We start from the raw sequence: 19,066 nt of genomic DNA, 5'->3' as shown, positions 1-19,066 counted from the left end.
GCCATATCATCCTACCCGACGTTTCACCCGAGATGAGCAACGTGATGCGCACAGCCGGAACCACTTGCTCCCGCCGGGGAGCATTCGCATCGGCGTAGCCGCTGCGTTCCACTGAACGTTTTGCGGTGGTGGCCGTTGGTTACACGTGCCGTTTGCCATGTTTCGTGCTGGTGAATGGCGCGTTGGCCGACTAGGCCAACACTTTTTCAGAATTATTATATGAATCCGTTAGCGGTTCAGGATCAGTTTGAGCCTCACGCTCTTTACGGTCGACGGCAGCCCCTAGCTTGGCGAGTATCTTACCCAGTTGGCCACCGATGGTGACTTCCGCCAGCTCGCGGCAGGACAGCGAGGCGCGCATTCCCGCTAGCTCGACAGCGTGATCGGCGTGGCGCTGGGCTTCGTCTGCGGGAAGCGGCGCCGGGCGCATCCAGCGCGGAAGATAGGACAGGACGCTGGAAGGTAGCAGCGGACGATACGCATTCGACGTCTGCTCGTACCGTGGCCCTGGTCCCTTTGCTTCGACCCGGATGAAACGACGCTGCCGGACAAGGAAGCCGATGGCTTCGAGGATCGCTATCGCTCTGCCGATCGTAGCTCGGCCGAGCCCCGTTGCTGACGCCAGATAATCGTAGCTTGGATACACCTTCCCCCGGTTGAGGCGGCTCAGCGTCAGTATCTCCTCATACACCCGTACGGCACCTGACGTCAGGCGCGTGATGAGGCGCTCCGCCGCGCTCAACGATTTCGCACCCATTCGTTCGTCCCGGCGCAAGCGCCGGGCCGCATCGAGTGTCCGGCGCGCGACGTGCAACAGTCGGTCCGTCTCGCCCTTTGCCGGTACGGCGAAGAACGTTTCCTCGAACGTTCCGGCTTCGATGCTGTCGCGCAGCACCGGCTCGCCGGTCGGGTGCCGCGCACCCGACCTCGCCGGCGCGCGACGCAGCGCCATCCCGGCGATCGCGGCCATTGCCGCGTCCCCTATAGATACACCCATTCACCTTCCTCCATACGGAGGCCGGGACCAGGCAAAAAGATTGCGTGGCGCGAAACGCGCATCCTTGAACCGCAGTTCGTTCCAGCCTATAAGGAGGACACCTACTCAGTGGTGCCGGATCGATGTTTGGCGACATCGCTCCTTCTAGCCTTTGGGACGCCCGGCCTTCGTGCCGGGCTTTCCTTTATGTGGTCACAGCCGAATCCTTGATAATGCGTTCGCCCAACCGATCGGGCGGCATCACCGTGCCTCAATTCACGAATGCCCGAAACGCTATTGTTTCGTGCTATCGCCGACACCAGCCAACAAAGATTCGTGCTATCGGCGACACCCATTCGATTCTTTCGTGTTATCGCCGACAGCTGCTACGTACCATAAATGCACTCAGATAGATGGTTGGGAAGCAATAGAAACCTGTCGTTCAGGTACGATTCTAACAAGCTCTAGTGCCACCTTCCCATTCGGTGATTCAGACGGATCAATAGAGAATCGATACCCAGGAATTGAATTCCGTCTTGCGGCATCCTTTACTTGCTGTTTAAAATGCCGAGCAGAACTTTGATATCCAGTTTGTAACTTGAGATCGCCTATAGTTATACAAAATTCTGTCTCAGAACAGCAAGCTCTAGCAACTTCGTAAAGTCTCCGTTCAACAGGACTTAGTTGAAAATACGTTGGCGCATATTGCAAAACCTGACGATCGCGTAAAATTGCTCGGAACAGCCAATCGCAAAGACGTACCTTAACTGATTTTAGACGCTTATCTCCGGATGCACTTTTGCTATACTGTAGTTTTGCGGATTCTAACCAAGAGAAAAAACCAGTTTCACCTTCTCCACCAGTTTCAATATCGGTCTTTATCTGCGTACCTTGAAGTCTTTCAAGCGCTTCAAAAAGTCTATTATATGATCTAGCAGAACCACTAACCCCAGTAACCCTAAATAAATCGTGCGCAGTAAAATGAAATTCTTGGGTTACAACTTCATTGTTATCTAGTTTGGTTGCCATTATACTTGCGATGTATAATAATACTTCTTTGTCATAAATGTTGGCTATGCCTTTTGGCCCCGGGCCTACTTCAATAGAGACCATATCGGTTTCATACTTCAGCGGCGTCATCCAAGCTTGTTTGGTAAGCGCAAAGAACGGATAAGCCATGAGGGACCGTTCACCACGGACGCTACCGCGCAAGGGGCTATCAAGAGCAAATAGATCGCCTTGGATAACAGTGACATCGCTCATATTCTGTAACCCGTCTTAGCTACACGCTACCACACGCCAAAAGGCATATTTAGCCTTGTGAAACCTATTCCTACGCGCCGACCTTTGATCCGGGTAGAGGTGTCATCGATAACACGAATCGAACTCCGGATCTGTGGAATGGCCACAGGCTACTCGGTGTCGCCGATAACACGAATCGTTGATGTCGCTGGCTAAGCGCCTGCTGGTGTCGCCGATAACACGAAACTAGCCGCCGGTGGAGGTTGGCCATCCCACCCCCCCCCGCCTTTGGACGCCGATGCCTACGGCGCACAAGCATATGACGAGTAAATCCTAGCACGTGTGCCGCCTTGTTCCATGTCCGCGTACAGGGCTTCCTGACGTTCAAAAAATCGACGCATTTCGTGACCCACCAGCTTCGCAAGCCGCTTCCGCATAGCTTCAGCGTGAACAGTTTTGCAGGCACCAAGCACGATCCCGTCGATCGATCGGATCTCGCAAGCAATTTCTGATACTAATCCATTCAGAATATTCGATAGGAATGGAAGTAGTTCTATAATATCTGCTTCGTCTCGGATCATTTCACCGATTTCTTCGGAAACAAGAGCATCATAGCTACTCATACCAATAGCCTTTACAATGCGGCCTAATTCCGATGTTCGAGCCTCATATCGTGCGCTCTGGTCATCAGACAGGATCCGTTGGATACGTGCCTTATTGATACCAGTTAGGCTCGCAATTTGACGCTTGCTGATACGATTTTTTCTAGCATGCAATATTATTGTATCGACTATGCCGGGAATATAATTCGCATCAGTAGCTTCCTTTAAAGCGAAGCTGGCTACCGACGAATTCATTATCTATCTCCAAGGGGGAACCGCCAGATAGATTCTGCATTAAGACATTGGCAACCTTTTATAAAAAAATCTTTCCGTAATCCTTCGCTTTTAATTTCGTTTTATCAATACAGGTATGTTTTGAACCTGCTTATGAAGCAGAGCACTGTTCCTAGCTCTACTAATTACTTTAATTTTGAACCAATCCACCTTAGATTGAACATCGTCTGATTTGTTGTGGTTCAGATATGAACCATTATGGCTCATATCTGAACCGCCCAGTCCATATATGATCCATTATTTAATGCTGCTGGCCAAAAATATTGCTCAAACCACAAAATATTAGCGAGACAGATGTTTTTTATACTGGTTTGAGGAACATCCGTAGACGGCAAGTTTCGGTCAATCGCACTCTTCGAAGGGCGCAGAAATTCCGCGTCCTATTCCATCGAAGGGAACCTCCGAATGAAAACGAAGATGCTCGCGGGCAACCGCAGCGAAACCGCCGCACTGGCCGCCGTCAGCGTGCTCGCGGCTGCCGCACTGTGCGCCGGTCCGGCGTTTGCCGGCACCGACACGACGTTCAACACCGCGCTGACGCAGTTCACCAACTTCCTGTCGGGCTCGGGCGGCAAGGTCATCACCGTGCTGTCGCTGGCCGGCGGTATCGTCGGTCTCGCATCGGGCCGCTTCTCGATCGGCCAGGTCGCGATCCCGGTCGGCGTCGGCGTCGGTGCCGGCACCGGTATCCCGATCGTCACCTCGACCGTAACGGGCACGATCTGATCGCCCGTGAGCCGGCAGTGTAGCAGCACCGCCGGCTCGGCTTCCCGGGTGGTTCGCTCCACCGGGAAGGGATGATCCCGAGCCCATGCAGCCTCGTGGGGCTGCTGGGTTTCTCGAAGGATACCCGCATGAAGAATGACAGTCTCAAGGGCAGCCGTCGCGAGACGGCGGCACTCGCGGCGGTGAGCGTCGTCGCGGTAGCGGCGATGTGTGCCGGACCGGCGTTCGCCGGCACCGATGCCACGTTCAACACCGCGCTGGCCAGGTTCACCGCCTTCCTCTCCGGATCGGGCGGCAAGATCATCACGGTATTGTCGCTGGCCGGCGGCGTCATCGGTCTGGCCTCGGGCCGGTTCAGTGTCGGTCAAGTCGCGATCCCGGTCGGCGTCGGCGTCGGTGCCGGCACCGGCATCCCGATCGTCACCTCGACGGTGACGGGCACGATCTGATCGCCGGTCGTCGGGGGCGGTGTAGCAGCACCGTTTCCCGGCGGCTCCCAGAAGGGTGGCGCACATGGACAAGTACACGATCCCATCGCATCTCGATGATCCCGAACTCATCGGGTTCTGGACGATTGATGAGTTCCTCGCGATGGTGATCCCCTTCGTTTGGGGGATCCTCACCCAGCACATTCTTATCGGTATCGCATTCGCATTTGCGGGCTGGTGGGGTCTGAAAAAAGCAAAAGCTGGGCGCGCAGGGTCGTGGTTGATCCATCTGGCCTATTGGCATCTGCCGGGCGGCTTTCCGTCGCTGCGGGCCACGCCACCCTCCTACCTCCGTCTGATGGTAGGCTGAGATGGACCTGTCGTATCAGCATGCGCAGGGTCAGCGGATTCTGCGCCAGCGCAACATGCTCGGCATTGCCGCGGTGGTGCTCGCCGCTGCCGTAGCGCTGCTGCTGCTCATGTCGGCGACCCGCAGCCGGGAAATCGTCCTGCAACCGATTCTGCGCTCGCCGGTGACGGTGTCGAGCGCGGGTGTGTCGCGCGATTATCTCGAACAGATCACCCGAGACGTCGCGCTACTGACGCTCAACCGCTCGCCGAACGGCCTGGACTATTGGATGGAGTCGATCCTCGCGATCGTCTCCCCGCGCGCACAGGGCAAGGTAAAGGCCGACCTGCTCAAGATCGTCGATGAACAGCGTGGGTCGAGCATCGCGCAGTTTTTCAGCATTCAGTCGATGCAGATCGATACCGACAACCTGCGGTCGCGGGTGACGGGCGAGCTGACCACCATCGCGGGCCAGCAGGTGATCTCGCGTGAGCATCGCACCTTCCGGTTCGACTGGGACTATTCGGGCCTCGAGCTGAAGCTGGTCGGCTTCGGCATGGAAAAGCCCGCTACCAAGGGAACCGCCGAATGACCGGCTATATCGCGATCGGCAGCGCCATGCTCGGCACGGCGCTCGCCTCGAATATCCGCTGCATGCTCCTGCGAATGACCGGTGGCGCGCTCATCTGCGTCGCCGCCGTCGTCGCCATCGAGCCGGCCTTCGCCGCTCCCGATCAGACGCTGCGGGCGTCGGACGGGGCGCAGGTGCTGTGCAACGCATCGGCAAAAGACCTCACCCGCATCAGCCTCGTTGAAGACGCCTTTGCGGCGGTGTCCAAGATCAATTCGGGCGATGCCGCCAGCGACTTCAGCGTCGTCAACGAGCCGGTGCGCGGCGACATCTATCTCTCGGTACCTGAGGGCTATGCGCGGCCGACACTTTCGTTCTTCGCCACGACGCGGCGTGGCTATGTCTACAAGTTCGTCTGCCGGCCGCTCGGCGACGAGGCGGTGCAGGTGTTCATCGCCAACCCCGCGATCAAGGCTGAGGATGGCGACGGGGCCGTAGCGGATCGCGCGGCGACCGGACAGGCACCGGAGGATGCCGCGATCGAGCTGGTCCGCGCGATGTACGCGAACAAGGTCGGCGCTCCGTATGAGATGCGCCAGCGCTCGCTGCGCCCGGTGCATGTTGGCAACCTCAAGGTGCAGATGATCGCCGAATATCAGGGCGAGACGATGACCGGTCGCGTGCTGCGCATCGAGAACACCGGTACCTCCCCCACAACGCTGACCGAGGCGACCGTCGCCCCGGCGAGCGCGCTCGCCGTCTCGATCGCCGAGCCGAACCTTGCGCCCGGCAAAATCACCACCGCCTATCTCGTTTCCGCGAAGGGAAAATAACCATGGCTCTGCGCAATCCCTTCTCGCGGAACCGCCCGACACTCGATGCGCCCGAGGCCACCGGCGCGCCCGATGCCGATGGTCTTGCCGCGAACACCGCCGTTCACCGCAACCAGAAGCTGGTGATGGGCGGCATCGCCGGCGCAGGGTTGCTCGCCACCTCGCTGTGGATGTTCGGCGGCAGCGGCAATGACGCGGCGAGCGACACCAAGGCAGCCGCGACCGACGTCGAAGTGTCAACCAACGACATGGTCAACCGCAACCTCTCGGACAAGGAGTGGCAGGCGGCATCGGAGAACCGCTTCCAGTCGGCCGAGAACCAGCTGAAGGCGGTAGGTGGCACGCAGACGCGGGTCGATGAACTGGCGGCCCAGGTCGCAGCGCTCCAGGCGCAGAACTCGGGCATGGCTTCGGACGGCCAGCGGGTGTTGAGCGCGTACCAGACCGAAAACGAGCAGTTGCGCCGTCAGATCAACGAGGCACCGCCACCCTCCGCCCCGCCACCCGGCCCGGCCGCGATGTACGGTCCGGGGGGGCCGAGCGCCTATCAGCCGTCGCAGGCACCAGCGCCGATGGCCGCCGCCCCCGTTCCGGTCCGTGTCAACGAGGTGAAGCTTATCTCGTTCGGCGATGCTGGCGGCACCGCGACACGGGTCGAGAAGGGCAATACCGTCTTCACCGACAGCATCAACTATCTGCCGCCCAACAGCATCGCGACCGCAAAGGTCATTGTCGGTGTCGATGCCGCAGCCGGTGTCGGCAGTCAGACCGACCCGCTCCCGGTGCTGCTGCGGGTCACCGGCCCGGCGCGCTCGGTGTTCCAGAACGGCAAGCTGCTCACCACGCGCATCCAAGGGTGCCTCATCAACGGTGCGGCGCGCGGCGAACTGTCGAGCGAGAAGGTCTATATCAAGCTCCAGAAGATGACCTGCCCGCAACCCGGCGGCCGCTACGCGGTGTCCGAGGTCAAGGGCTTCGTCGCATTCGGCGGCAAGACCGGCGTGCGCGGACGGGTCGTCAGCCGCGAGGGGTCGCTCATCAGCCAGGCGTTCATGGCGGGCCTCGTCGGCGGGTTCGGCCGCGGCTTCTCGGCCAATGCGCAGCAGCTTCTGACCGCACCGACCGTGTCGGTCGGCGGCAAGCGCCAGCAGCTCGGCCTCGGCGACATCGCCCAGGGCGGCCTCGGCGAAGGCGTCTCGCAGACCGGCGACATGGTCTCGAAATATCTGATCGAGCGCGCCGAACAGTACCAGCCCGTCATCGAGATGCCGACCGGCGTCGATGTCGAGATCATTTTCCTGGAGGGTGTCCATGTCCGCAACTGAGCGCAAGCTGTCGCGCCGCGTGCGCATCGGGATCGGTGCCGTTTGCCTGAGCGCGCTCGGCGTTACCGGGGGTGCGCTGGCTACCAATCTGATCCAGCGTCCCGAGCGCAATGTCACCGAGCTGCTGAAGCAGCGCCTGCCCAAGACCCCGCTCAGCAACGTCGATTGCTCCAAAGTGGATGGATTGTGCGAGGTTACCGCCGGATCGAACCTCTTCTATGTCGATCGCTCGGGCCGCTACCTCGTCGTCGGGCGGGTCTATGACATGGAGACGCGGCAGGATCTGACTGCCGCCCGCCTGCTCGAGATGAGCCCGGAGACGCTGGTCGGCGGGGCGGCGAAGGCAGCCGCCGATGGGGAGGGTGAGGCACCGCCCGCCCCCGGCAGCGCCCGCCAGACGGCACCCGCGCCGGTGCGTCATCTCTCGCTAAGCGGTCTCCCGGCTTCGGGCGCGATCGCATGGGGCAAGGCGGGTGGAGCGACGGTCACCGTCTTCTCCGATTTCCGTTGCAGCTATTGCCGTGCGCTCACCAACACGCTTGCCACGATGAACGTGCGGGTGATCGAGCGACCGATCTCATCGCTCGGCAGCCGCGACGTCGCCGACGCGGTCTATTGCGCGAAGGATCGGGTGAAGGCACTCCACACCGCCTATGCCGGGGAACCGGTACAGGGGTCGGCCAAGTGCGACACCTCAGGGCTGGACGCCAACGAGGCGTTCGCGCGGAAAAACAGGTTGCAGGGAACGCCGGTAATCGTGCGCGCCGATGGCGCGATGATCGAGGGCTATCGTCCCAAGGCGTTCCTCGAACGCTGGATCGCGGGAGACCAGTCGTGATGCGCCGCACCGTGACCATGCTCCTGCTCGGGGGTGCCGTGCTGTCCGGCTGCACCACGATGGGCGGCAATGTGAAAGGCAGCTTTTCCTGCGTCGCGCCCGAGGGCATCTGCGCGCCGTCATCGGTGATCGACGATCGCGCGCTGGCGCTGATCGCGGGCGAGGACGGCGACCGGTTGATCCAGCCTGCCGGCCCATATCCGGCGCCGCAGCGTGAGGGGCGGGCCTTCACCGTAGCCGCGAACGGCGCAGCACGGACCGGCGAGAAGGTGCTGCGGATCGTGTTCCCATCGCATATCGATGCGGCCGGACGGCTGCACGAACAGACTGCCGTCCATGCCGTCGTCGATGCCGGTGACTGGCGTCCGACTGCCCCCGGACAGGTAGTGGCAGCCAATAGCGCGCCGATCGCCGAGGTAGCAGGCGGGGCTACGCTGCTGGCTGCGCTCGATGCCGCCGAAACGGCCATGCCTGAGCCCGGCGCCATCGATCCCGACATGCCGTCGGCCGCCGCGATCGATGCAGCTCGCGTCAATCGAGCGACCCGTCCCGCGCGCGCCGCATCGGTAGACCCGATCGGTGCCATTAAGCGCGAGGTCGCGGCGACGCTAACCCCTTCTCCGCGCCCACTCGTTCGAACGCCTGCCACCAGCACCACGCGGCAAACCTCTGCACCCACCGCTGCCCGCATCACCACATCCGCGCTTCCTGCCCGTACGCCTCAGGGTTCGCCTACCGCCGGCACGATCATCCCGGCGCAAGCTACCAGCGAGGGCCGACAGACGGTCGCGGCGATCGGCATGAACCCGGTGATCCAGAGCGCCGCGGCACAGGTCGAGCGCGACGCGAGGGGCGCGAAACCTGCGCCGACGGTGCGTTCGCCCGCTTTCCCCGGCATCGATGGAGCCGAACGATGAGCATGTGGCGCTGGCTGCAGACCAACGTGCTGGGCGATACCAGCACACCGGATAGTGCGCGACCGACAACGGCGGTGCCGCGTCTCGTCCACTGGCTGCCCTATCGCAGCTATGATGCGAAGACGAAGCTGTTTCACAACACCGCCTCGCGCGGGTTCGTGCTCGATCTCGCCCCCCTGATTGGGGCGGATGAGCGGACCGCCGACATCCTCACCCAGTTCCTGTCGGATGGTATCCCGACGCCCGGCACGCTCCAGTTTCACGGATGGATGAGTCCGCGCGTCGGCGAGCCACTCTCGCGCTGGTACGTGCCCCGCTACGCCGCCGGCGGCGTCTACGAGCGCATGGCCAAGCACCGCACCGCCTATCTGGTCGACGGGGTGTGGACCTCGCTCAGCAACGCGGCACCTTTCATGTTGCGCCAGCACCGCGTCGCCATCTCCTACGCGACCCCGTCATCCGGTCGGGTGACCGCTGACGAAATTGTCGCGGTGATGGAAGGGCTGATCTCCTCGCTGGAATCGATCGGTGTCGCCGCGCGGCCGATGGATCCGACCCAGCTCATTGCGTGGATCGACGACATCACCTCGCCGACCACGGCGCCGGGCGACGATACCATCGGCTATAACCCGTTCGACCCCATCGCCGATCAGGCGGTGCGGCACGACCTCGAAATGCGGATCGAGCCCGACCGTATCCTGCTGCGCACCGAGCGCTTCCGCCCGACCGGCAAGGTGATCGACGACGCACCCGAGATCGGTGAAATCTATCCCGACACCTTCGACGTGCGCTCCTTCTCGGTGCGTAACCTGCCCAAGCGCTGGGCACCGTGGGACATGGCCAAGCTCATCGGCGATATGTTCGCCGACAAGCTGCGCATGCCCTGCCCGATCTCGACCAACCTGTGTCTGGAGTTTCCCGACGCGGAAGGTGAAAGCTCGCGCGCCGGACGCAAGTTCATGCGCACCACCAGTCTTGCCGACAGCAAGTCCGCGCGGATGCTGCCGCAGCTGAAGGACCAGTCGGAGGAGTGGCGCTTCGTCAAGGACGAGCTGGGCCAGGGGCGCAAGCTCGTGCAGGGGTTCTTCTCGGTCACCTCGTTCAGCCCGAAGGGCAAGGGCGACATCAACGAGCGCATCCTGAAGTCGGTGTACCGCGCGGCGGGCTGGGACCTGCTCGACGATCGCTATCTCCAGATTCAGGGGCTGCTGGCCGCCATGCCGATGACGATGGCCAACGGGCTGTCGTTCGACCTGCGCAACATGAAGCGGTTGCGCACGATGCTCACCACCACGGCGGCAAGCCTTGCCCCGATCCAGGGCGAGTATCTCGGCGGCCCGATCCCGCACTTGATGCTGATCGGCCGGCGTGGGCAGCCGTTTTTCTGGTCACCATTCGAGAATGGTGCCGGCAATCATAATGTCGCGGTGTTCGGCAAGAGCGGCAGCGGCAAGTCGGTCGCGCTGCAGGAGCTGTGCTCCTCGCTGGTCGGTGCCGGCGCGCGGGTGGTCGTGATCGATGACGGCCGCTCGTTCGAGCATTCGGCGAAGCTTCAGGGCGGCAGCTTCGTCGAGTTCACCATGGCGTCGGGCTTCTGCCTCAACCCGTTCTCGATGATCGACGCGGGCTTGGTCGAGGCCGACCCGGACTATCTGGTCGACTGCCTCGCGATGCTCAAAGCCATCGTCAGCCAGATGGCGCGCTACATCGACAAGCTCGACGACCTCGAACGCGGCCTGATCGACGGCGCGGTCAACGAGGTATGGTCGGCCAAGGGTCGCGCGGGCGAGATCGACGACATCATCGCCGCGCTGAACGAAACCGGTAACGAGGTTGCGATCAACCTCGGCATCTCGATGCGTCCCTTCTCCGGCGGTGGCACCTATGGCCGCTTCTTCCAGGGCGAAGTGTCGTTCCAACTCTCGGCCGACCTGACCGTATTCGAGCTGTCGGACCTGTCGTCGCGCGAGGAGCTGCGCGCCGTTGCGCTGACCGCGATCATGTTCATGGCGCAGCAGATGATGCGTCGCCTCGATCGCGGCATCCCCAAGGCATTGCTGCTCGATGAGGCATGGCAGATGCTCAAGGGCGGCTCGATGGCCGACTTCATCGAAACCTATGCGCGCACCTGCCGCAAGTACGGCGCGAGCCTCGTCACCGCGACGCAGAGCCTCAACGACTATTACAAGTCGGACGGCAGCCGCGCGGCGCTGGAGAACTCCGACTGGTCGGTCATCCTCCAGCAGAAGGCGGAGACGATCGCGGACTTCAAGAAGCTCGGCCGCTTCGACATGGACGATCATACCGACGCGCTGCTGCGCTCGCTGAAGCGCCAGGGCGTCGAGTATTCGGACGTCATGATAAAGGGACCCGACACGCTGGCGGTCGGCCGCCTCGTCCTCGATCCCTATTCGGCGACCGTCTATTCGTCCTCGCCACGCACTTTCGCCGCGATCCGCGAGCTGGTCGCGCAAGGGCTGTCAATGGACGCTGCGATCGAGCGCGTCGCCTATCCCGAAAACCCCGAGAAATGGAGCGACGCCGGTGGCGATGAACCGCTCTTGCTCGCAGCGGAGTGACCCCTGTGTCGGTTATCACCCAAGGCAATTCGACCTCGCACGATCGAGGCTGGTGGCTATACCTTGCCCTCCATTGGAGCGGCATTTTCGCGTCCAGCCTGCTGATGAGCTGGGGCCTGTTCGCGCTCTTCTTTCTCGTGATCGGCGGCTTTTCGCTCGACGGTGCGATGCTCCACATCGACAATTTCGCCAGTCGCTACGTCGCGGCGGACGCCGACCGGGTGATGCGCTTCAAGGTGGTGCTGGCGGGCGTCCAGCTCGCCTCGATCGCCGCGATCCTGTTCTTTCGCCGGGGCGCATGGATCCCACGCGACCCCAAGCTGGAGGGCCTGGCGCGTGGCTGACCCGACCGAACATCCGGTAACCGGCGACGTGTCCGTGCAGGCCGCGCCGACCGCTCCGCTTGCGCCCCGGAAGATCTTCGCCGGCCTGACCGCCGCGCAATTGTTCCTGTGCGTACTCGGTTTCGCGATCGCGGTCTGGACGCTGTGGGTGACGCAGGCGGTGCTGTACCCGAAGCAGGCCCGCTTCGTGCGTGCCGACCTGTCGCGGATCGTCGGCGACTATGTTCAGGCGCAGGCGCGCAGCGCCGCGCCACCCGAGCGGGTGGAAGCCGAGATGCGCCGGTTCATGGGTGGGCTGGAGCGCGAGATCGCACGGCGCGGCGCGGCCGGTGAGGTCGTACTGGTCGGTGAGGCGGTGCTGTCGAAGAACGTGCCCGACGTCACCGCCGAGATCACCAACTCGATCTACGCATCGGATGTGCCAAGGCCGCGGCCGGTGTCGGCCGCGCAGATGCAGGCGGTCGAGGCGGCACGCGCATCCGCACGGGTGGGTGTGCCGATGGGATCGCCGGTGGCACCAGCACAGGCGGCGCCTACGGGGCCGTTCGGTGCGCCGGTCCAGACCCCGATGGCGACCGGTATCGCACCGACCGCCGCGCCCATGATGCCCGGTGCCAGCTCGACGGCGTTTGGAGGCGGCGATGGCAGCGGTCGCTGACACCCGGCGCGCGCCTTGGCGGCCGCGCAAGCATCTGTGGGGAGCGCTTGGCCTGCTCATCGTCGGTGGCCTCGCCGTCAACGCGATCGCCGACTGGCGCGATACGCATGGCGTGCTCATCAACAGCTCGGACTCGCTGCCGAACTGGGCGTTCGTGATCCATAAGACGCACGTGCCCGCGCGGGGGGATTATGTGTTCTTCCTCGCGCCCACCAATCCGCTGGTCGTGCGCCACTTCGGACCCGAGCCGCACCTGTTCGGCAAGATCGTCTATGGCATGCCCGGCGAAACCGTGGAGCATCGCGGAAATCAGGTCGTCGTCGCTGGCCGCGTCGTCGGGCGGATGAAGCTGCTCACCCGCACCGGCGAGCCGCTCGTCCCCGGCCCCACCGGCACGATCCCGCGCGACTGCTATTATGTCGGCACGCCGCACAAGGACGGGTTCGACAGCCGCTACGGCGCGATCGGCTATGCGTGTGCCAAGAACATCGCCGGCACCGGGTTTCCGGTGCTGTGATCCGCGCGCTCGAAATTCTCGTGGCGGGTGGCCTGCTCTCGCTGTCCACCTCCGCACCGCTCACCGCCAGCGATCATGGTGTCGTCGGCCAGACCTTCCCGATCATCGAGCCCGACTTGTTGTCGACGATCGAGAACCGCCTGCATACGCTCCAGGCCAGCGGCGGTATCGATCGGATGAACGCCGTGTTCCGCCAGCGCGCCGAAGCCCGCATCCGCCGGCCAAAGCCGGTCGAGGGGATCAGCGCCGCGACGCAGCCGCGTATCTGGGCGTTCGATCCAAGCGTCACCATTGACCATGAGGTCCGTGATCCCAAAGGCAATCTGATCGTCGCGGCGGGGCAGACGGTCAACCCGCTGGCGTTCGTCGCGATGCGCCAAGCGCTGGTGTTCGTCGACGGCGACGATTCCGCGCAGATGGCTTGGGCGACCGCGACCCACCGCGACCTCGACGCCAAGATCATTCTAGTGAGCGGTTCGCCGTTCGAGGAGATGACGAAGCGCAAGCGCCGCTTCTACTTCGACCAGGAAGGGCGGCTGACCCAGCGCTTCGGTATCCGCCACACCCCCGCCGTCGCGCGGCAGGACGGCCAGGTCGTCCGCATCTCCGAGATCGTCATGAAGGGGGCAAGCTGATGCCGCTGTGGCTCGACCTGCTGCGCACGCCGATGGCAGCGCCCGAAACCGACCGGCTTCGCGGCATGCGCCGTACCTTTCAAGCGCTATGCGTCGGGACCGCACTCGCGGTTGCCGCGAACCCGTTGCTGGTCGCCCTGATCGGTCAGGTAGCGACGTTCATGACCGTCGCGCTGTTCGTCATGACCGCGCTGCACACCGCCCTGTATCTACTACGCAAGAACCGCGCGGATGAGGCGTGGCTGATGCAGCCAGCGGTCGAGGACGAACGGTCGTGAGCCTGCTGCGCCGGTTGGCGGTGATCCTGTCGTGTGTCGGTGCGGCGGCGTTGCTGTCGCTCGGGCTTGCCGCACGCGCGACCGCGCAGGACGTGTCGGGAGGCAAGGGCCAGTGCCACGGCAAGTTCGTGAATCCGGTGACCGATGTCTGCTGGTCGTGCCTCTTCCCGCTGTCCGTCGGTGGCCTGAAGATCTGGCCTAGCAACCGGCCCGATACCGCCAATCCGTCGCTGCCGGTCTGCGCCTGCGGCAATCCGGTACCGCGGATCGGCATCGCCACCGGCTTTTGGGAGCCGGTGCGGCTTGCCGACGTGACCTCCAAGCCGTGGTGCTTCGTCAATCTGGGCGGCGCGAACATCTCGCCGGGCTTCGACATCGGCCGCGGCTATGTCGGCGGCCCCTCGGCGATCGGCGGGCAGGGGCAGAACACGTCCAAGTGGCATGTCCACTGGTACGTCTATCCGCTGCTCTACTGGATGGAAATCCTGACCGACTTCCTGTGCTTCGAGCCGGCGTCGTTCGATATCGCCTATATCACCGAGATCGACCCGCTGTGGCAGGACGACAGCCTGTCCGCGCTCATCAATCCGGAAGCCGTCGTGTTCTCGAGCAAGATCGCGCAGGCGGCGTGCGCGGGCGACTGCCTCGCCTCGACCGCACGGCTGCCGCTCGATGCTGCCTTCTGGTGCGCCGGCTGCCAGGGACCGATGTATCCGATGAACGGCAACATCGCGTCGAGCATCAGCCACGTCCAGGCGTCGCGCCTCGCACTGTCGCGCTTCACCTTCAAGATGCACCGCCAAGGCCTTGCGTGGGGCACGATGGGATCGCGCGCGCTGTGCAGCAAGTATCTGATGCCGGTGCTGCGCAAGCAGCAATATCGCTACCAGATGGTCAACCCGCTGCCGATGGTCAGCGGTCGCGCCGCCTGCGCGCCGATCGGTGCCTCGGATATGGATCCGCGCTCGGGCCGTGCCTTCCCGGTGAAGGGCGAGGACATGGGCTACCTGGTGTGGCGCAAACGCAATTGCTGCGTGCTGTGAGGATCTGACGATGCGCCGTACCATCCTCCTCACCCTTGCCGGCCTGCTCGGCCTCGCCGGCATCCAGGCAGTCGCCCAGAGCGTCGACGGTCTCGACCTCGATGCGGTCAAGCGCCGCGCAGCGGCCATGGAGGGCGATGCCGACCTGTTCGCCGCGCAGGTCAAGCGGCGGAGCGACGCGCTACGCGAGGAGGCGCAGATGACCGCCGATGGCGGCACCGCCAATCTGCGCCGGATCGCGACCGCCGAGCTGCCGCACGGTCCCGCCGGCGCTGTCGATTTCGATGAGATCGTGCGCGGTGCCGGTGGCACGATGGCCGGTGCCCGAGGCGACGCGCCCCAATTCATCGTCTTTGCCAGCCTGTCGATGCCCGAAGTCGCGCTGCGCCGGCTCATCGCCGATACCGCGACCGCCGGCGGCGTCGTGGTGTTTCGCGGCTTTCCGAACAACTCGCTGAAGGATTTCGGCGCGATGCTCGGCAAGGTGGTCGCGCGCGAGGAGCAGGCCGCCAACATCGGCATCGATCCGCGCCTCTTCCGGGCGTTCAATGTCCAGGCGGTGCCGACCTTCGTCAGCGTCGCCTCCGACTTCGACCTGTGTGCCGGCCTCAACTGCAAGAGCGAGGTCCCGCCGCACGACCGGATGACCGGCAACGTCACCGTCGCCTATGCGCTCGAGACCTTCGCACACGCGAACGGCCCCGGCGCGCGGGTCGCCGGCGTGGCGCTCGGCAATCTGGTGAAGGCTGCCCGGTGAAGCTGTTCGCCGCCTCCTTCCTGCTGTTCGCCATCTCGGTATCGGGCGGCGTCGTCGCCCAGCAAGGCGTGCGCGAGGCCCGCGAGGAGGGCACCCGCGTGGGCAAGGCGATGCGCGCCGACGGCGCGCTGGTGCCCGGTCAGGCGCAGGTGGACGCCGTGCCCGGCTATCAGGGCACGGACCTGCCCGAGAGCGGTTATTTCGACGATCCCGATCGTCTCACGACCGACGGCATGGTTCGGTCGCAGACCGACGATGCCTTCGGCACGGTGATCGACCGCCAGGGAACGCGACGGACCTTCACCAAGGCCGAGGTGCTCGATGCCACCCGCCGCGCCACCATGATCGAGAAGACGCCAGAACAGTTTCTCGAAGGCGAGGGGTTCGGCGGATCGGCGGGGAGCTGCACCCCCCTGCCCCCGCCCGCCGGGGACAAGGGCTATTACGAGGCGACCTGCAACAAGGGCGTCAAGGTCGAGGAGCGACCGCGCTCCTGCACGATCCGCATGGTGCCGCGCGTCACCAACAACGCGCGCTATTTCTACTGGGGGTCGACCAATGTGTCGGGGCTCGCCCCTGACACCTATCTGCGCGCGCAGATAGCGGCGGGCGTCTGCCGCGCCGAGCCGGTGACGATGCACGCCTGCGACGCGCAGATCGAGATGGGTGCCGGCGGGCAGAAAGTGGAGGACTATCGCCGCTTCTGCAAAAGCAAGATCCGGGTTAACGCCTCGCTCTATTCCTGCTCGGCGGAACTGCCGACCGGGCCGCTCGACGGTCACCAGAACTCGAAGACCGGGACGGTCTGGTACAAGCAGGAAGGCACGACGTCGGTCAATGTCGAGCGGGTCGAGAGCGGATGCGACGCGCTGGTGGGTGATACCACGTGTGCCGCGGCTACCGACACCTGCGTCGAACCGAGCGAAACCCGCATCGTGAACGGCGTGTCGGTGACCCAGGCGTGCTGGGCGTGGCGGCGCGAAACGATGTGCCATGCCGAAACCCCGGCCAGCGATTGCAGCGAGATCGAGGGCAACCGGGCATGCCGTTTCCTGCGCGACGAATGTCTCGACGACCCGCAGACCGGGGCCTGCAAGGTATCGCAGAAGGCTTATAGCTGCCCACTCCCTGACACGCAGAACGCGGCCGACAAGCAATATGTCTGTGGCGGCGACGTCTACTGCCTGAACGGCGAGTGTGAAAGCATCGAGCGGGAGGCGTCGAGCGAGTTCAAGGACGCGCTCACCGGGCTGCACGCGCTGGACGAGGCCGGCGGGCAGTTCGATCCGGCCAAGCTGACCGTATTCTCCGGTGAACGCGGAGCGTGCTCGAAGAAGATCTTCGGCGCGTCCAACTGCTGCTCGGGCAAGGGCGTCCCGATCCTGACGCCGTGGCTGTGCAGCGCCGCCGACCGCTCGCTCGACGAGCGCGATGACAAGGGACTGTGCCACAAGGTCGGGACCTATTGTTCGGACAAGGTGCTCGGCGTCTGCATCACGTCGCGCACCGCCTATTGCTGCTTTGGCAGCAAGCTCGCCCGCATCCTGCAGGAACAGGGTCGCGCGCAGCTCGCCAAACCCTGGGGTCGCGCCAAGGACGCGACCTGCCAGGGCTTCTCGATCGAGGAGTTCCAGCGTCTCGATCTCTCCAAGATGGATTTTGCCGAGGTCTATGCCGAGTTCACCGATGCCGCGAAGCTGCCCGACGAGGTGCGCACGATGACCGAAATCCAGCGCAGGATCGAGGATTACTATGCCCGCGGCTAACGATACCGGCCATCCCGGCCGTCTTCCTTCGCTCGTCGGCATGTCGGTGTTCGAGCTTGCGATCTACATGCGCATCTCGCGCGCCACGGTCGCCCATCGCCCCAGCGAAATCACCGCGACCCTGATGCACTGGTTCGATTGCGATATCGATCCGCGCGACGTCGAGGACACGTGTCGCACGATGGTCGGCAAGGGCTGGCTTATCCCCTTCAAGGATGGTCTGCGCGCGACGCTCGCAGGGCGGCGCGCGGGATCGCTGCACCTGCGCGGCCTTGTCCGGATGATGGACATGGGCACGAAGATGCTCGACGTCGCCCATTGGCTGACCTGGCTGCGCATCGCGGGCCGCGAACTCGACGGCGACCGGATGGAAGAGGATCTTGGCGACCCGACGCTGGTCCTCGCCGACGATGATGACGACGATGACGATGAACTTACGCAGGAGGGGCGGAGCGATGGTTGAGGTGCGCAGGCGAGCCGGCGTGGCGGTGCTCGGTCTTGGCGCTGTGTTCGCGGTACTGGCGTCGCAGGCCCCGGCCTCCGCTCAGACCCCGCAGGACCCAGAAATCGCAAGCGAAACCGGCGAAATTCAGGAGGGTGCCCAGCCCGGCGACGACAGCTTCTACTGCCGCGAACGCAAGCTCGGGCAGTGGTTCTACTGCACCAAACCCCGGACGCCCCCGAAGGCACGGCCGCAGGCTTCCGCCCCGGCACCAGCCACCTCGGCGGCCGAGCGTCTCGCGGCGATCGCCAAGCAGCTCGATGAACTGAAGGCCAAGGCGATCCTCGAGCCGACCGAGGCGAACATCATCGCCTATGTCCGCTTCCAGCGCGAGCAGCTCGACCGCGCCTCGACCTTCTCGGACACGTGGCAGCGCGCGCTGTGGCAGAACCCGGACATCGACTATACCCTCCAGCGCCCTGTGGGCACGCTGGGCAAGCGCGCATGGACCGACAACCGCACCGCCGACCGCGCGCGCGTGCTGGCGAGCCTCGGCGAACGCTACGGCATCTTCTATTTCTACGCCGGCTCCTGCACCGCCTGCGACGTCTTCGCACCGATCCTCCGCTCGGTCGCCGATACCCACCGGATGTCGGTGATGGCGGTGTCGATGGACGGCACTCCGAGCCGCCAGTTTCCCGGCGCCGTCGTCGACCGCGGCCAGCGCGCGCGGATGGGCGTGCCGGGCACCGCCAACCCGGCGCTGGTGCTGTTCGATACCCAGACCCGTCAGACCCTACCGATCGGGTTCGGGATCATGTCGGCCGACGAGATCATGGAGCGCATCTTCGTGCTGACCAACACCAAGGTCGGGAGTGATTACTGATAATGCGCGTATTACACGTATCCCGCCGGACACTGCTCAGCGGTGCCGCAGCCATCGCTG

Annotated in this window: 22 protein-coding genes; 19 read left to right on the top strand and 3 right to left on the bottom strand. The window is 63.8% G+C overall.

What is annotated here, in order from left to right; all coding sequences use genetic code 11:
- Positions 1-190: 190 nt before the first annotated feature.
- The 3 genes from LRA89_RS15840 to LRA89_RS15830 form a co-directional block, all read right to left on the bottom strand.
- A complete protein-coding gene (locus tag LRA89_RS15840) occupies positions 191-970 on the bottom strand; it encodes a helix-turn-helix domain-containing protein (RefSeq protein ID WP_230771733.1) in 780 nt (259 codons plus the stop codon).
- Positions 971-1,381: 411 nt separating this feature from the next.
- Positions 1,382-2,239, bottom strand: coding sequence for a replication initiator protein A (locus tag LRA89_RS15835; protein WP_230771731.1), 858 nt, complete (start codon positions 2,237-2,239; stop codon positions 1,382-1,384).
- A gap of 281 nt (positions 2,240-2,520) precedes the next feature.
- Complete coding sequence (locus LRA89_RS15830) at positions 2,521-3,075, bottom strand: hypothetical protein (protein ID WP_230771729.1); 555 nt, start codon at positions 3,073-3,075, stop codon at positions 2,521-2,523.
- 444 nt (positions 3,076-3,519) lie between these two features.
- Here LRA89_RS15830 and LRA89_RS15825 point away from each other — a divergent pair, with 444 nt between their 5' ends.
- The 19 genes from LRA89_RS15825 to LRA89_RS15735 all read left to right on the top strand — a co-directional run bounded on the left by LRA89_RS15825 (position 3,520) and on the right by LRA89_RS15735 (position 19,006).
- Positions 3,520-3,840: a TrbC/VirB2 family protein gene (locus LRA89_RS15825; RefSeq protein WP_230771727.1), complete on the top strand. Its 321-nt coding sequence runs from the start codon at positions 3,520-3,522 to the stop codon at positions 3,838-3,840.
- 128 nt (positions 3,841-3,968) lie between these two features.
- Positions 3,969-4,289, top strand: coding sequence for a TrbC/VirB2 family protein (locus LRA89_RS15820; protein WP_230771725.1), 321 nt, complete (start codon positions 3,969-3,971; stop codon positions 4,287-4,289).
- 64 nt (positions 4,290-4,353) lie between these two features.
- Positions 4,354-4,638 carry a type IV conjugative transfer system protein TraL gene (gene traL / locus LRA89_RS15815; RefSeq protein ID WP_230771723.1) on the top strand — a complete coding sequence of 95 codons (285 nt, stop codon included), beginning with the start codon at positions 4,354-4,356 and terminating at the stop codon, positions 4,636-4,638.
- A gap of 1 nt (position 4,639) precedes the next feature.
- A complete protein-coding gene (locus tag LRA89_RS15810; RefSeq protein WP_230771721.1) occupies positions 4,640-5,209 on the top strand; it encodes a type IV conjugative transfer system protein TraE in 570 nt (189 codons plus the stop codon).
- Complete coding sequence (locus tag LRA89_RS15805; protein WP_230771719.1) at positions 5,206-6,021, top strand: type-F conjugative transfer system secretin TraK; 816 nt, start codon at positions 5,206-5,208, stop codon at positions 6,019-6,021. The genes LRA89_RS15810 and LRA89_RS15805 overlap by 4 nt, the downstream gene beginning before the upstream one ends.
- A gap of 2 nt (positions 6,022-6,023) precedes the next feature.
- On the top strand, positions 6,024-7,346 hold the full coding sequence (locus LRA89_RS15800) for a TraB/VirB10 family protein (protein WP_230771717.1): 1,323 nt from the start codon (positions 6,024-6,026) through the stop codon (positions 7,344-7,346).
- Positions 7,333-8,184 (top strand): DsbC family protein, encoded by an 852-nt coding sequence (locus tag LRA89_RS15795; protein WP_230771715.1) that lies wholly within the window; start codon positions 7,333-7,335, stop codon positions 8,182-8,184. The genes LRA89_RS15800 and LRA89_RS15795 overlap by 14 nt, the downstream gene beginning before the upstream one ends.
- Positions 8,184-9,101, top strand: coding sequence for a TraV family lipoprotein (locus tag LRA89_RS15790; protein WP_443024993.1), 918 nt, complete (start codon positions 8,184-8,186; stop codon positions 9,099-9,101). The genes LRA89_RS15795 and LRA89_RS15790 overlap by 1 nt, the downstream gene beginning before the upstream one ends.
- Positions 9,102-9,103: 2 nt before the next feature.
- Positions 9,104-11,680 (top strand): type IV secretion system protein TraC, encoded by a 2,577-nt coding sequence (traC, locus tag LRA89_RS15785; RefSeq protein WP_443024992.1) that lies wholly within the window; start codon positions 9,104-9,106, stop codon positions 11,678-11,680.
- 5 nt (positions 11,681-11,685) lie between these two features.
- Positions 11,686-12,024 carry a hypothetical protein gene (locus LRA89_RS15780; protein ID WP_230771709.1) on the top strand — a complete coding sequence of 113 codons (339 nt, stop codon included), beginning with the start codon at positions 11,686-11,688 and terminating at the stop codon, positions 12,022-12,024.
- Positions 12,017-12,682: a TrbI F-type domain-containing protein gene (locus LRA89_RS15775; protein ID WP_230771707.1), complete on the top strand. Its 666-nt coding sequence runs from the start codon at positions 12,017-12,019 to the stop codon at positions 12,680-12,682. Before LRA89_RS15780 ends, LRA89_RS15775 begins: the two co-directional genes overlap by 8 nt.
- Positions 12,666-13,199 (top strand): S26 family signal peptidase, encoded by a 534-nt coding sequence (locus tag LRA89_RS15770; RefSeq protein WP_230771705.1) that lies wholly within the window; start codon positions 12,666-12,668, stop codon positions 13,197-13,199. Before LRA89_RS15775 ends, LRA89_RS15770 begins: the two co-directional genes overlap by 17 nt.
- Positions 13,196-13,834, top strand: a complete 639-nt coding sequence (gene traW, locus LRA89_RS15765) for a type-F conjugative transfer system protein TraW (RefSeq protein WP_443024990.1) — start codon at positions 13,196-13,198, stop codon at positions 13,832-13,834. The genes LRA89_RS15770 and traW overlap by 4 nt, the downstream gene beginning before the upstream one ends.
- Positions 13,834-14,112 (top strand): hypothetical protein, encoded by a 279-nt coding sequence (locus LRA89_RS15760; protein ID WP_230771702.1) that lies wholly within the window; start codon positions 13,834-13,836, stop codon positions 14,110-14,112. The genes traW and LRA89_RS15760 overlap by 1 nt, the downstream gene beginning before the upstream one ends.
- A gap of 53 nt (positions 14,113-14,165) precedes the next feature.
- Positions 14,166-15,155: a conjugal transfer pilus assembly protein TraU gene (traU, locus tag LRA89_RS15755; RefSeq protein WP_230771818.1), complete on the top strand. Its 990-nt coding sequence runs from the start codon at positions 14,166-14,168 to the stop codon at positions 15,153-15,155.
- Between the two features lie 10 nt (positions 15,156-15,165).
- Positions 15,166-15,912: a type-F conjugative transfer system pilin assembly protein TrbC gene (trbC, locus tag LRA89_RS15750; RefSeq protein ID WP_230771700.1), complete on the top strand. Its 747-nt coding sequence runs from the start codon at positions 15,166-15,168 to the stop codon at positions 15,910-15,912.
- Complete coding sequence (locus tag LRA89_RS15745) at positions 15,909-17,678, top strand: conjugal transfer protein TraN (protein ID WP_230771698.1); 1,770 nt, start codon at positions 15,909-15,911, stop codon at positions 17,676-17,678. Before trbC ends, LRA89_RS15745 begins: the two co-directional genes overlap by 4 nt.
- A 40-nt stretch (positions 17,679-17,718) precedes the next feature.
- Positions 17,719-18,141, top strand: a complete 423-nt coding sequence (locus LRA89_RS15740) for a hypothetical protein (RefSeq protein WP_230771696.1) — start codon at positions 17,719-17,721, stop codon at positions 18,139-18,141.
- A complete protein-coding gene (locus LRA89_RS15735; RefSeq protein ID WP_230771694.1) occupies positions 18,134-19,006 on the top strand; it encodes a conjugal transfer protein TraF in 873 nt (290 codons plus the stop codon). Before LRA89_RS15740 ends, LRA89_RS15735 begins: the two co-directional genes overlap by 8 nt.
- Positions 19,007-19,066: the final 60 nt, after the last annotated feature.

The organism is Sphingomonas sp. Leaf4 (assembly GCF_920939515.1).
Lineage (GTDB): Bacteria > Pseudomonadota > Alphaproteobacteria > Sphingomonadales > Sphingomonadaceae > Sphingomonas.
This window is presented reverse-complemented; position numbering and strand designations above follow the sequence as displayed.